Source organism: Rhizobium sp. H4 (assembly GCF_003013335.1).
Classification (GTDB): Bacteria; Pseudomonadota; Alphaproteobacteria; order Rhizobiales; family Rhizobiaceae; genus Rhizobium; species Rhizobium sophoriradicis.
Genome location: NZ_PSOW01000023.1, coordinates 71,337 through 84,782, shown reverse-complemented (window position 1 = coordinate 84,782; position 13,446 = coordinate 71,337). Strand labels below are relative to the sequence as shown.

13 protein-coding genes and 1 tRNA gene are annotated in these 13,446 nt (G+C 62.4%); 10 read left to right on the top strand and 4 right to left on the bottom strand.

Annotation, left to right across the window (positions count from 1 at the left end; translation table 11 throughout):
* Positions 1–319: 319 nt before the first annotated feature.
* From C4N04_RS28245 to C4N04_RS28235, 3 genes are all read right to left on the bottom strand, one after another.
* A complete protein-coding gene (locus tag C4N04_RS28245) occupies positions 320–1,363 on the bottom strand; it encodes a DUF2278 family protein (RefSeq protein WP_077992920.1) in 1,044 nt (347 codons plus the stop codon).
* Positions 1,364–1,519: 156 nt separating this feature from the next.
* Positions 1,520–2,575, bottom strand: coding sequence for an aldo/keto reductase (locus C4N04_RS28240; RefSeq protein WP_009996712.1), 1,056 nt, complete (start codon positions 2,573–2,575; stop codon positions 1,520–1,522).
* A gap of 228 nt (positions 2,576–2,803) precedes the next feature.
* A complete protein-coding gene (locus C4N04_RS28235; RefSeq protein WP_106797563.1) occupies positions 2,804–3,274 on the bottom strand; it encodes a MarR family transcriptional regulator in 471 nt (156 codons plus the stop codon).
* A 192-nt stretch (positions 3,275–3,466) separates the two neighbouring features.
* Between C4N04_RS28235 and C4N04_RS28230 the strand changes: the two genes are divergently transcribed.
* The 9 genes from C4N04_RS28230 (at position 3,467) to C4N04_RS28190 (ending at position 11,776) form a co-directional block, all read left to right on the top strand.
* Positions 3,467–4,234 carry an alpha/beta hydrolase gene (locus tag C4N04_RS28230; RefSeq protein WP_096764555.1) on the top strand — a complete coding sequence of 256 codons (768 nt, stop codon included), beginning with the start codon at positions 3,467–3,469 and terminating at the stop codon, positions 4,232–4,234.
* 148 nt (positions 4,235–4,382) lie between these two features.
* A complete protein-coding gene (locus tag C4N04_RS28225; protein ID WP_106797562.1) occupies positions 4,383–5,360 on the top strand; it encodes an ABC transporter substrate-binding protein in 978 nt (325 codons plus the stop codon).
* A 7-nt stretch (positions 5,361–5,367) separates the two neighbouring features.
* Positions 5,368–7,062 (top strand): iron ABC transporter permease, encoded by a 1,695-nt coding sequence (locus C4N04_RS28220; protein ID WP_106797561.1) that lies wholly within the window; start codon positions 5,368–5,370, stop codon positions 7,060–7,062.
* Positions 7,050–8,069, top strand: a complete 1,020-nt coding sequence (locus C4N04_RS28215) for an ABC transporter ATP-binding protein (RefSeq protein WP_106797560.1) — start codon at positions 7,050–7,052, stop codon at positions 8,067–8,069. The genes C4N04_RS28220 and C4N04_RS28215 overlap by 13 nt, the downstream gene beginning before the upstream one ends.
* A 119-nt stretch (positions 8,070–8,188) precedes the next feature.
* Positions 8,189–9,298, top strand: a complete 1,110-nt coding sequence (locus C4N04_RS28210) for an endonuclease/exonuclease/phosphatase family protein (protein ID WP_106797559.1) — start codon at positions 8,189–8,191, stop codon at positions 9,296–9,298.
* Positions 9,295–10,068 carry an NUDIX domain-containing protein gene (locus tag C4N04_RS28205; RefSeq protein WP_106797558.1) on the top strand — a complete coding sequence of 258 codons (774 nt, stop codon included), beginning with the start codon at positions 9,295–9,297 and terminating at the stop codon, positions 10,066–10,068. The genes C4N04_RS28210 and C4N04_RS28205 overlap by 4 nt, the downstream gene beginning before the upstream one ends.
* 64 nt (positions 10,069–10,132) lie before the next feature.
* Positions 10,133–11,044, top strand: a complete 912-nt coding sequence (locus C4N04_RS28200) for a PhzF family phenazine biosynthesis protein (RefSeq protein WP_010034710.1) — start codon at positions 10,133–10,135, stop codon at positions 11,042–11,044.
* Positions 11,045–11,273: 229 nt separating this feature from the next.
* A tRNA-Lys gene (locus C4N04_RS28195) sits at positions 11,274–11,349 on the top strand.
* A 124-nt stretch (positions 11,350–11,473) separates the two neighbouring features.
* Positions 11,474–11,776, top strand: a complete 303-nt coding sequence (locus tag C4N04_RS28190) for a hypothetical protein (RefSeq protein ID WP_106797557.1) — start codon at positions 11,474–11,476, stop codon at positions 11,774–11,776.
* A gap of 240 nt (positions 11,777–12,016) precedes the next feature.
* On the opposite strand, the gene C4N04_RS28185 is transcribed toward C4N04_RS28190, so the two are convergent.
* Positions 12,017–12,340 carry a hypothetical protein gene (locus C4N04_RS28185; RefSeq protein WP_038689841.1) on the bottom strand — a complete coding sequence of 108 codons (324 nt, stop codon included), beginning with the start codon at positions 12,338–12,340 and terminating at the stop codon, positions 12,017–12,019.
* Between the two features lie 290 nt (positions 12,341–12,630).
* On the opposite strand from C4N04_RS28185, the gene C4N04_RS28175 reads away from it, so the two are divergent.
* Positions 12,631–13,446, top strand: a complete 816-nt coding sequence (locus tag C4N04_RS28175; RefSeq protein ID WP_106797555.1) for a sulfurtransferase/chromate resistance protein — start codon at positions 12,631–12,633, stop codon at positions 13,444–13,446.

Sequence of the window (13,446 nt, the reverse complement as noted above, 5' to 3'; positions counted from 1 at the left end):
CACATATAATTCTGTTCACGGTAACCTGCCTTGTGCGTGCGATTGGAGCCAAGCGACTATTCGGTCGTACGTGACGATGACGAAGATCCCAGGCTCATCCACGGTTGTAACCGGAGGGGGGACGGGCTACTTCGTCAAGCCTCTGGCCGGGTGGCCACCCGGCCAGAGGCTCAATCGCTTCCGTCGCACGAAATTACTAACGTGCAGATACAAGGGAGGAGAGGGAAGTGCTTCCGCCCTCTTCTCTCAGAGGGAAGGGGTAAGCAGTTTATCCTTCCATTGCCATGCTTTTAGCAAAACAGCTGACCAGAGCGCCAAATCAAAAAATCGTCGTCCAGCCCTCGTTGGCGGTCTCGCTCTTGCCGTAGCCGACCCGGTCGGCCACCGCTCCGTCGGTGTTGCGCAGGATGATATCGCCGCCGCGGTTGGCGAGCTGCGGGCCGCCGGCTGCGGCGTCGATCGCGATGGTGCGGATCTCGCCCGCCGCAAGCGTTCCCGACAGCGTCTGCGTCCGGCCGTTTTCGTCCTCCAGCTTCCAGCCGTCGAGCGATACCGACATGTCGGAGCGGTTGATCAGCGTCACCGTTTCGGCCTCGGTGCCGCCTTCGCCATTCACCGGGTTGATCAAGGCGGCGATGATGCGCAGCGACGAGGCGACGACCGGCTGCGGCCGGCGCGTGCCTTCGCCGCGGCCCTGGCCACCACGGTTTTCGAAGACGGGATTGCCGGACTCAGCATCGGTGTTCCAGTTCTGCGACTGGAAGCAGAGGAAGATTGCCGCCCATTCGTCGGTATCGGTGAAATGGACGAGCAGCGCCCCGTCCTGGTTCGGACCGTTGGTGGCCTTGAAGCTGCCGCCGTCACCCTGGTTCATGTGGATGTCGTGGATGCCGTTGCCCGGCTCGAAATCGAAATATTGATCGGGCTTGCCGTGCTCCGGCCCCCATGCTTCGCCGAAGGCATAGAAATGGATGTCGGGATCGGCGATGCCTTCCTCGACGATCGGCTCGATGAATTCCCTCAGATCGTTCTTCGGGCCGGAGAGCTGGAAGGGCGCGACATCCATATCCTCGCGCTCGATCAGGCCACCGCGGACATAGTCGATCGCAAGCTCCGGATGGTCTTTGCGAATGTCGGTCAGGCCCATCGGCAGGGCTTCGAGCGCCTCCGTCAGCGTCGGATGCTTGAAATCGACGATATTGGCGTAGAGCAGGTCGTGCGGCGACATCTTAGAGCGGACGTTGAGCGCGATGCGATAGCTGACGCCGTCCGCCTCGATGCGGATCTCGATATGTGGATCGTTGTCGTCATCGAGAGCGAGCGCGCTCGCCGTACCCTTCAGGACCTTGTAATTCTTCAGCATGAGAACCTCGCTGCGGTGGCGGGATCTCATGCTAGCACTGATAAAGTGCATCTTTTGTGACGCGTACCCTCCGCCGTGCAATGTCTCAGCCGCTATTGCTAGAGCATGATGCCGAAAAGTGTGAGCGGTTTTCGGACGACATCATGCTCTCACTCTTTAATTTAGATGCGAGCCGAAGAGTTCGAGATCGGCTTCGCTCAACCGGTCGCTTGCCGTGTTCAACTGGTGCCAATAGGGATAGAGGATCGGCGGCAGGCTGACGGCGTCAAGGCGCTTGCGCTCGTCATCGGTGAGCTTCAGCTCGGCGGCGGCGATATTGTCGCGGAACTGGGCCTCGGTGCGCCCGCCGATGATGACCGAGGTCACCGCCTTGCGGCCGATCAGCCAGGCAAGCGCCACTTGCGCGGCCGAGACGCCGCGCTCGTCACCAATCGCGACCAGCGTCTCGACGATGTTCCAGAGACGGTTTTCATCGCGGATCGGCGGCTCGGTCCAGCCGGCGAACTGGCGGGTCCCCTCGGGGGCAGCCTGGTTGCGGCGGTGCTTGCCGGAAAGCAGGCCGCCGGCCAGCGGGCTCCAGACCAAGACGCCGAGGCCCTGGTCGATCGAGATCGGCAGCAGCTCGTATTCGGCGTCGCGGGATTCGAGCGTATAGTGGATCTGCTGGCTGACGAAGCGCTGATAGCTGTGCTCTTTGGCGATGCCCAGCGCCTTCATGATGTGCCAGCCGGAATAGTTCGAGCAGCCGACATAACGCACCTTGCCTTGCTTGATGAGGGTGTCGAGCGCTTCCATCGTCTCTTCGAGCGGCGTCTGGCCGTCCCATTCATGCACCTGGTAGAGATCGATGACATCGGTCTTCAGGCGCTTCAGGCTCGCCTCGCATTCGCGGATCAGATGGTAGCGCGAGAGGCCGCGATCGTTCGGGCCGTCGCCCATGCCGAAGCGGGCCTTGGTGGCGAGCAACACGCCCTGCGGCCGCTTGCCGGCGAGCGCCTCGCCGATGATGTTTTCGCATTCGCCTGACGAATAGACGTTGGCGGTGTCGATCAGATTGATGCCGGCATCAATACACATATCGATCATCTTTTTCGCCTCGGAGGCGCCGAGATCGCCAACCATCTTCGCCCAGCCGACGCCGCCGAAGGTCATCGTGCCCATGGTCAATGTCGAAATTTTTAGGCCGGAGCGGCCGAGCAGACGATATTCCATTGAAATTCCTCCTTCATCAAAACAGGATTGACGTACCTCAGCATGGCCGAATGGCAATGGCGGCGCGTTCACGCCTGCGTGAGGCTCAGGCAAGATAGCGGGTGCCGGCATCTTCGCGCCGGGTTGCGGCCATGGCCGATCGCAGGGGCGGCAGCTGACGGATCGTACAACATGCCAACGGCTTGTCGAAGAAAATCGTTCGCCAGTGACGCAGTGTGCCTGCCAGGGTCAGGCCTCGTCCTTATCCCTGTTGTGAATGGTGTCGCGGATCGAAGCTACCGTGTCCCGAATCTTGCCGACGGTCACGGCATCGAGGCCGACGGCTTTGCCGATGCAGTCGTACACGTGGGTGGCGCGGCTTTTCAGGGCCTGTCCCTCTCTCGTCAGGCGCAAGAGCACCTGGCGTTCGTCGGCAGGATTTCGGTTGCGGGTGACGAGACCGACATTTTCCAGCCGCTTCAGCAGCGGGGTGAGGGTGCTGGAATCGAGGAAAAGCGTCTCGCCGAGATCCTTCACCGTGCGGTCGTCACGCGCCCACAAGGTGGTCATGACGAGGAACTGCGGATAGGTTAGATCCAATTCGTCGAGCAGCGGGCGGTAAAGCTGGTTGAAGGCGTGGCCGGCTGAATAGATCGAAAAGCAAAGCATTTCATCGATCTTGGGCACGTCGGCGAGATCATTCGATGTGGTGTTTTTCATCACGCTCTCCTCTGATTTCAATATAATTTGTGCGCGATCTGTTTGCAAGCTATTGACGCGGTGGAACGGATGATCTAAATAAATCGTGTACAAAGAAATCGCTTACAAATAAAATAACGAACTTAAGAGCCGAAAAGCACGGCAACCCCGCTTCGGCTCCTGTGACTTCCAACCGACGAAAGGAAATGACCAATGTTCAAGTTTGCTGCTGCCGTCGCCCTGGCGGGCGCTCTCTTCTCCGGTGCTGCCGTTGCTCAGCCGGCCAAGCCAACCGTCGTTCTCGTCCATGGCGCCTTTGCCGATTCGTCCAGCTGGAACGGTGTCGTCGAAATCTTGCGCAAGGACGGCTTCCCGGTCGTGGCGGCCGCCAATCCGCTGCGCAGCGTTGCCAATGATGCTGCCTATGTCTCCGACGTCGTCGACAGCATCGCCGGCCCCGTGGTTCTCGTCGGCCATTCCTATGGCGGCCAGGTCATTTCGACCGCGGCCAACGGCCACGACAACGTCAAGTCGCTGGTCTATGTCGCGGCCTTCGCGCCGGAGGCCGGGGAATCAGTTGCCGATCTCGCCGGCAAGTTTCCGGGCGGCACGCTGAGCGGGGCGCTGGCGGCGCCGGTGAAACTCAGCGGCGGCGGTGTCGATCTCTATATCGACCAGGCGAAGTTCCATGATCAGTTCGCCAGCGACGTGCCGGCCGAACAAGCGGCCCTGATGGCGGCTGGCCAACGCCCGGTCACCGAGACCGCGCTGACTGACAAATCCGGTGAGCCGGCCTGGAAGAAGCTGCCGTCGTGGTTCGTCTACGGCACCGGCGACAAGAATATCCCGGCTGCAGCCCTTGGCTTCATGGCCGAGCGGGCAGGGTCCAAGCGAACCGTCGTCGTCGATGGCGCCTCCCACGTCGTGATGGTGTCGCAACCGCAGAAGGTGGCAGAACTCATCGAGGAAGCGGCGAAGTAGAGTTCGTTCAAAGGGCCATGGCGCGCAAGCGCCGTGGCCTTGCTGCACCGGCGGCAAGGCGGCGATTTTTGACCTGCGATGGCCTGTCACATCTCTGTCAACGACCCCTAATAAGGGAGGGGTGACGCAATTCCGAGGACCCCTCCCTATGAAAACAATCGTTTCCGCCGCAGCCCTTCTCGCCGCGAGCCTCTTTGCCATTCCGGCTTCGGCCGCAAACCTCGTTCTCTACACCAGCCAGCCGAACGAAGACGCGCAGGCGACGGTCGATGGCTTCATGGCCGCCAATCCCGATATCAAGGTCGACTGGGTGCGCGACGGCACGCCGAAGATCATCGCCAAGCTGCAGGCCGAGATTCAGGCCGGCAACCCGGTCGCCGACCTTCTCCTGATCGCCGACATGGTGACGCTGGAGCGCCTGAAGGAAGAGGGCAAGCTGCTCGCCTACAAGTCGCCGGAAGCCGCCCAATACGACGCCACGCTTTATGACGCCGACGGCTACTATTACTCGACCAAGCTGATCACCACGGGCATCATGTACAACACCTCGGCCGGCATGAAGCCGGCGAGCTGGAAGGATCTGACCAAGCCGGAAGCCAAGGGTCTCGTCACCATGCCGAGCCCGCTTGCTTCGGGTGCGGCCCTCATCCATGCCCAGACGCTTGCCGCCGTTCCCGGCCTCGGCTGGGACTTCTACAAGTCGCTTCAGGCGAACGGCGCGATCGCCGCCGGCGGCAATGGCGCCGTCCTGAAGTCGGTCGCCTCGGGCGAGAAGGCTTACGGCGTGGTCGTCGACTACCTGCCGATCCGCGAGAAGGCCAAGGGTGCTCCGGTCGAATTCGTCTTCCCGAGCGAAGGCGTTTCTGCCGTCACCGAGCCGGTCGGCATCCTCGCCAGCAGCAAGAATGCCGAGGCCGCCAAGAAGTTCGTTGATTACCTGCTCTCCGAAAAGGGCCAGGAAGGCTTCCTCAAGCTCGGCTACATCCCGGCACGCAACGGCATGAAGGTGCCGGAAGGCTTCCCGGCGCGCGAGACCATCAAGGTCCTGCCGGTCAATGCCGCAGAAGCCCTGAAGAATACCGATCAGGATCTGAAGACCTTCTCGGGCATCTACGGCTCGAACTGATCTCTTCATGCCAGGCTATGTCAGAGCAGGAAACAGCCAGCCCGCCTGGCTGTTTCCCTTTATCGTCATTACCGTGCTCATCCTTAGCGTGCTGCCGCTCGCCCGCCTTGCCATAGCAGGGATCGCGGGCTTCGCCAGCGGCGGTGTCACCGATGTGCTCGCCGACCCGGCGCTCTGGCAGGCCACCTATTACACCGTCGTCACCTCCGTTCTCGGCACGATCCTCTCACTTCTCATCGGCTGCCTTTTCGCCTTCCTGCTGACGCTGACCGACATCCGCTGCAAAGGGCTGCTCAGCTTCTTCTTCGTGCTTCCGATGATGATCCCGCCGCAGGTGACGGCCCTTGCCTGGGTGCAGATGTCGGGGCCGTCGAGCCCGCTGCTGAAGGCGCTCGCCATCGCTCCGCCGCTCGGCTCGCCGCAGCCGCTCTATTCGGTCGGCGGCATCGCGCTGCTCTATGGCATGCAGCATGCGCCGCTCGTCTATCTCGCGCTGAGGGCCGGGCTGATGACACTGCCGCGCGATGGCGTCGAGGCCGCACGGCTTTCCGGCGCCTCCAGTTTTCGGGTCTTCTGTGACATCATCCTGCCGCTGTCGCTGCCCGGCATCATCGCAGGCGCAGCCATCTCATTCGTCTCCTGCACCGGCAATTTCGGCATCCCCGCCATTCTCGGCATTCCCGCCTCAATCTTCACGCTGCCGACACTGATCTTCACCAAGTTTTCCGCCTTCACCAGCCGTACCTTCGGCGATGTCGCCGTGCTCTCGGCAATTATCGCGATGATTTCGGTCGCCGGGCTGATGATCCAGGACCGGGCGCTCAGAGGCCGCGATTACCGCGTCATCGGCCTATCCGGGGCGAGTGCGGCCTTCGAGCTCGGCGCCTGGCGGTTCGCCTTCACGCCGCTCCTCTGGGCGATCCTGTTCTTCATGCTCGCCGCACCCTTCTTCGCGCTCGTCGCCGGCGCGCTGGTTCCCGCCTACGGCGTGCCGCTCACCTTCAAGACCATGTCGCTGCATGCCTTTGAGGAGATCCTGTTCCGGCAGGCGGTGACGCGCACGGCTTTCGTCAACTCGATCTCGCTTGCCGGCGCCACTGCCGTTTGTCTCCTGGTGGTGACCGTGCTTGCGGCCTATATGCTGACGCGGCGCAAGGATGCGACGTCCTGCATCATCGCCAGCCTGATCGAGATACCCTATTCCCTGCCCGGCATCGTCATGGCGGTCGCCTTCATCCTGGTCTTCGCGGCACCGATCCCGTTCCTCCACATTTCGCTCTACGGCACGATCTGGATCATTCTCATCGCCTATTTCTCCTCCTTCTTCGCCGTCAGCCTGAAACCCGTGGTCAGCGCCTTCCACCAGCTCGATCCGGCGCTGGAAGAGGCAGCGCGTCTTTCCGGCGCCGGCTTCTTTCGAAGGCTTTCCGATATCATCGTGCCGCTGATTGCGCCCGCCGCCGGCGCTTCCGTCATCCTCGTCTTCCTGATCGCCTGCAACGAGCTGACGATCTCCGCGCTGCTCTGGTCGGCCGGCACCCAGACGCTCGGCGTCGCCATCTACAATCTCGACGACAGCGGCAGCTCAGACCTTGCCTCGGCGCTCTCGGTGCTCGTCGTCCTGATGGTCGTCGTCATGATGCTGCTATTGGAACTCCTGGCCAAACACCTGCCAACAGGAGTGGTCCCATGGCGAAACTGATCCTCAACCGGGTAGCCAAGGATTTCGGCACCGGCCGCGCGGCCGTCAGCGATTTTTCGCTCGATGTGCGCGAGGGCGGCTTCCTGGCGCTGCTCGGGCCTTCCGGCAGCGGCAAAACGACGGTGCTGCGCATGATCGCCGGTTTCGAGACGCCTTCCGACGGCTCGATCCATCTCGGCGAGCGGCTGCTTGCCGATGCCGCCCAGTCGCTGCCGCCCGAGAAGCGCAACATGGCGATGGTCTTCCAGTCCTATGCACTCTGGCCGCATATGAGCGTCGCCGACAATGTCGGCTATCCCCTGAAGGTGCGCGGCGTCTTCGGCGAGGCATACCGGACCAAGGTCGGCGAGGCGCTTTCCACCGTCAGGCTTGCCGATTATGCCGCCCGGCGGCCGGCCGATCTCTCCGGCGGCCAGCGCCAGCGCGTGGCGCTCGCCCGCTGCCTGGTGACATCGCCCGATGTCGTGCTGCTCGACGAGCCGCTCGCCAATCTCGACCGGCACCTGAAGCAGGAGATGGAAGAGATCTTCCGCGAATTTCACCAGCGCTCGGGTGCGACGATGATCTACGTGACCCACGACCAGAGCGAGGCGATGGCGCTGGCGACCGATGTTGCGGTCATGTCGGAAGGGCGGCTGCTGCAGGTGGCGCCGCCGGCCGAGATCTATGCCCGCCCGGAGGGCCGCATCGTCGGCAGCCTGATCGGACGCGGCGCGATCCTGAAGCTGCCTGTCATGGGCGGTGAACGCCATCTGGAATGGGACGAGCTGCAGGACGCGCTCCAGGCGGCCAACACCAATGGCGCCGATATTCTCGTGCGGCCGGAAGATGTGATCATCGGCGGCGAGGGGGCTCCGGCAACCGTCGAATCCGTGCTGTTCGAGGGCGAGCGTTACGCCGTGAAGCTCACCCTCGGCAACGGCCAGACGCTGCGCGCCTACAGCCGCGTGGTCGTCGATGCCGGCGAGGCGGTGCGCGCCGTCATCCGCGCGGGCTGGCGGCTTTGATGGACACCGGCAATCGCATTTCGGCTCAAAGAGGCCGGTTGTCCGCATCTTTCTTGGGTCCGCCACCTTTCCCTATGGCAATTGCCGGTTAAGGTACTGCCCGCAACCGGACTCCCGCCATGTCGCTTCGTCTCGCCACCTTCAACGTTGAAAACCTGCTGACCCGTTTCGATTTCACCGGCTTCCGCAACCAGCTGCGCCAGGATCGTGTCATCAAGCTTTTCGAGGTCAACAGCGAGGGCGTCTACCAGCAGCTTGAGCAGGCGCGGGTGATCGCCGCCACCGATGACACAAGGCAGATGACGGCGCTGGCGATCGCCGATGCGGATGCCGATATTCTTTGCCTGCAGGAAATCGACAATATGGCGGCGCTGCAGGCTTTCGAATACGGCTATCTCTTCCGCATGGTCGGAAACGGCTATCGCCAGAAATTCCTGGTCGAGGGCAATGACAGCCGCGGCATCGATGTCGCCGTCTTGATGCGCGAGGAAACGCGGGACGGCCAGAGGATCGAGCTCAAGGACATCAGAAGCCATGCGATGACGACCTATCGCGACTTCGATCTCTTCGATGAGAACCTGGCGCTCACCAACCGCATCGACGACAAGATCTTCAAGCGCGATTGCCTGGAGCTCGATCTTCTGATCGGCGGCCGGCCGTTCTCGCTCTATGTCGTGCATTTCAAGTCGATGGGCAATCCGCGCGACGGGTTGGACGGACGGCAATCGACACTGCCGGTCCGTCGCGCCGAGGCGCGCGCCGTGCGCCGCATCATCGAGGACAGGTTCGGCGTCGGCCGCACAGCCAAGAAGAGCTTCGCGATTTGCGGTGATATGAACGACTATCAGGAGCGCGTCGACGTCATCGGCCGGCGCGGCGCCGGTTACCGTTTCGAGCATCAACTAGAGGCCGAAAGCGCGCTCGACGTTTTCAGTCGTGACGGCTTTGCCGAAAATGTGGTGGCCCGTCGCCAGCCGCTTGACCGCTGGACGCTTTATCACGCGCGCGGGCCGCAGGAGCAGCATCTTTGCCAGCTCGATTATATCTGGCTTTCCCCCGCACTTGCCGCCCATAATAGCGGCCGTCTGCCCGAAATCATCCGCAACGGCCAGCCCCACCGCACCGTCTTTCCGCCCGGCCAGGAGGTGGAGCGTTATCCGCGTACCGGCTGGGACCGGCCGAAAGCCTCCGATCACTGCCCCGTCGTCATGACACTGGATCTCCCATGAAAACCAATTTGAACATGAAGTTTCCAACCAGCGATATTTCCGACGATTTGGTGGACTGGCCTCCGGAAGCGACCGTTTTCCCGATCGCCGGCGTCGACCTGCGCGTGCTGCCCGGCACCCATCCCTTCGTCACCGCCGAGGAAGCGGCGATCCGGGAAAACTGGGCGAAGGAAACCGCCGCCAACCCGGCGCTGTTCGACGGCCGCCTGGTGTTCCAACAGCGGCTGTCGTTCAGCGAAGAGGGGATTGCGGGCGAGGGCTATGTCACTCCATTTTCCGCCTTCATGTGGTGGCGCCGGCAACCGCAGCGCCAGGGCGGCCTGCACATCTTCGCCTATCCGGTGCTCGAAAGCTCGGACGGCGCGCTCGTGGCGATCCGCATGGGCGCGCATACCGCCAATCCCGGCCAGGTCTATTTCGCGGCCGGCTCGCTGGAACCGGAGGATATCGTCGACGGGCGTTGCGACATCGAGGCAAATATGCGCCGCGAAGTTCACGAGGAGACCGGACTGGACCTGGCCGACGCGGTCGCGGGGGAAGGGCTGTTTGCCAGCCATGCCAGGCGCACTGTGACGCTGCTCAGGCTCTTCCGCTTCGACCTGACGGCGGACGAGATGGTGGAGCGGATTGAGGCCCACATGCTGGTCGCCGAGGACAAGGAAATCGCAGGTGCGGCGGCGATCCGTTCGGCCGATCCCGCCGCCCATCCCTACAACGTCGCCATGCTGCCCGTCATCGACTGGTATTTCGGAAAGGGTAACCGGCGCTAGCGCCTTGCACTCGACCGCTTGGTCGGGCAGGTTGGCGGCGCGATGACGATTCAGGGAGGCCGATGTGGCGCGAAGCTACAGCGTCTATGACGTGTTCACCGATCGAAAACTTGCCGGTAATCCGCTGGCGGTGGTCTTCGATGGAGACGATCTCAGCGACGAGGCGATGCAGGCGATCACCCGGGAGATCAATCTCTCCGAGACGGTTTTCGTGCAGCCTTCGACCAATCCCGCCTATGCGGCGAAGCTCCGGATCTTTACGCCTGGCCGCGAACTGCCCTTTGCCGGCCATCCGACGGTCGGCACGGCGATCGCGCTGGCCGAACGGGCTCATGGCGCAGCGGCGGTCGATCTCGTTACGGTGCTCGAGGAAAATGTCGGGCCGGTGCGTTGCGCCGTGCGGCTGAGGGAGGGCGAGGCGAGCTTTGCCGAATTCGACCTGCCGCGCAAATCGCAACAGGCCGTCATGCCGCTTGACAAGCTCGGCATCGCCGACGCTTTATCGTTGAAAGTCACCGAAATCGGCTTTGAAAATCACGTTCCTTCGCTCTGGAGCGCCGGAGTTCCGTTCCTGCTCATTCCGGTGCACGATGTCGGCACGGCGCAGCGGGTGGAGTTCGATCCGCAGCTCTGGGAAAAGATCGTGCCCTTCGTCGATGGCGCGCTGGCCTCGGCCTATGTTTATTGCCGCGGCGGCGTCAACCACGTGGCGAAGTTTCATGCGCGCATGTTCGCCAGCGGCATGGGCATTGTCGAAGACCCGGCCACCGGCGCGGCGGCAGCCGCACTCTCCGGCGCCATCCGCCATTTCGACCGGCTGACGGACGGGCACCACCCGATCATGATCGAACAGGGTGTCGAGATGGGGCGCCCCTCTTTCATCCACCTGCATATCGACGTCGAAGGCGGGGCGATTTCCAACGCCCGGATCGGTGGTCAGGCGGTGCGGCTGGCGAGCGGCACCCTCGACCTTTGATTTCATGAGCGCGCCGATGCGTCCGGCAGGAGGCGCCTCTGCGGCTTTATCACTTTGAATCTGCGGATAAATCGTTTCCGAAGATCGGCGCCGGTTTTCAGGATCACGCGCTGCATTTCGGCCACGCGGAAAAATCTTTGAGATTAACCAAAGAATTTTCGCCGATGCGCTGGACAAGCCTGCCGATCCTGTTTATACGCCCCGTCACACCGCGCAGCCAAGCGCGAACGGGTGATTAGCTCAGTTGGTAGAGCAGCTGACTCTTAATCAGCGGGTCGTAGGTTCGAGCCCTACATCACCCACCAAATCTCTTGATAAGATTGACATATTAGAGGTCACGGCGGGTCTTGCGCCGAAGCGGGCCCCATGCTTAGGACTGGCAGCGGCGGTCTATGCGCGCCATATCTTTCTCTACCAAGCGGAGGGGTCATGAGAATCGTCGTTTTTGCCGTCGCTCTATCGTTGCCGCTGCCGGCCTTTGCCGCCGGCGCAATGGAGGTCAGAGCGGGTGATCACAGCTGCCGCGAGCTTTCGCAGATCATCCGTCAGAACAAGAAGGTCTTCGTGCGCATGGGGATCGGCGGTCGCAGCTTCCGTTATCCGCCGGCCAGGTGTAATCTGGGTGACAAATACGACACGGCAACGGTCAGGGATGCGGACGGCAAAATGTGCCTTCTCGACTATGAGTGCGTGTACGATCCCCAATCCTTCTACAACAGGATCCCCAAATAAGATCGGAATGCGGGCACCAGAAGGTATCGTTGCGCGCCGACCGATAGGGCAAGAAAAAAGGCCGGGCGAAACTCGCACCGACCCTTCCTCGATTTGTCTCGACAACGGCTGCCAGTACATCCGTGGTCAACCGTCAGAGACAAACTCTATGGTCCTTAGATAGGACTTGCGTGGCGACGTTCAAGGCCCCGCCGCGGAAAGAAGCCGGCATTGGGCCGGCTTCTTTCTGCGACGCTGCGCTTACTGCTGGGCAGGGGCAGCCGGCGGCGTGGCCGGGGCTGGTGCCGGTGCGGGCGTTGCGCTGTTGTCGGTCGGAGCGATCGGCGTGGCCGGCGCTGGCTCGGATTGGGTCGTGGAGGCTGTCGTGTCCGGGGAGGTGCCGGGGGTGCTGCTCCACTGCGAATAGGCGAATGCAGCAACAGCGATCACGGCCAATGCAGCAACCCAGACAACCCACGTATTGCTGGTGCGCGCGGTCGGGGTCGTGCGCAGATCCAGATTCGGATTCGGATTCGGATTCAGCGGGCGGTTCGGGTCGTTGGCATTATTGGGGTCGTACGTCATGGTACTTTCTCCTCTTGCGGTGACAAAGAAATGGAGCAAAGAGCATTTTGTTCCATTCGGGGGCCGCGAGGCGAGCAATATCAGGGATTTCCGCCTGCAGCTTGCCAGAATCGGCGCTCAAATCTGCGGCGCGGTCGGTGGGCGCTGCCAGCGCACCGCCGCCCTGGCGGGCCGAGCGCTTGACATGGGTGCGTCTCTTTGAGCATGATTTTGTCATGGGGTCGCGATCACCCCACGAGGCGCCATGCTGAAGAATCGCGTCCAGCAAGCCGATTAACGGAGGACGCGTCATGCCGTCATTGCTCGAAATTTCTCCCGACAAACTCAGCCGGCTCATCGGAACCCCGGCTGCGCCTTGCATCATCGATGTCCGCACCGAAGAGGACTTTGCGCTCGATCCGCGGCTGGTGCCGGGCTCGATCCGGCGCAGCCATGCCGATGTCGCCTCCTGGGCCGGCAGCGTCGAAGCCGATGCCGTCGTCGTGGTCTGTCAGAGAGGCGGCAAGCTCAGCCATGGCGTCGCCGCTTATCTTCGCCACGCCGGGATCGACGCCGAGAGTCTTCAAGGCGGTTTCGAATCCTGGATCGCTGAGGGGTTGGCGGTGCCGGAGGAAAAGCTGCCGCGCCGCGACCTGGAGGGACGCACCGTCTGGGTAACGCGGGCGCGGCCGAAGATCGACCGCATCGCCTGTCCATGGCTGATCCGGCGTTTCGTTGATCCGAACGCCTTGTTCCTGTTCGTGCCGACGACCGAAGTTTTGGACGTCGGTGCCCGCTTCGGGGCAACACCCTTCGATATCGAAGAGGTGTTCTGGAGCCATCGCGGTGAGCTTTGCACCTTCGACGTGATGGTCGAGGAGTTCGCTCTGGGGTCGGAACCGCTCCTGCGCCTGGCGCGGATCATCCGGGCCGCCGATACCGCACGGCTCGATCTCGCACCCGAAGCGCCCGGTCTGCTTGCCGCTTCGCTCGGCCTGTCCAGGATGTATTCCGACGATCTGGAGCAGCTCGAGGCCGGCATGCTTCTCTATGACGCCTTCTTCCGCTGGTGCCGCGACGCGACGGAGGAAACCCACAATTGGCCCGCTCCGAAGAAGAGGGCATGA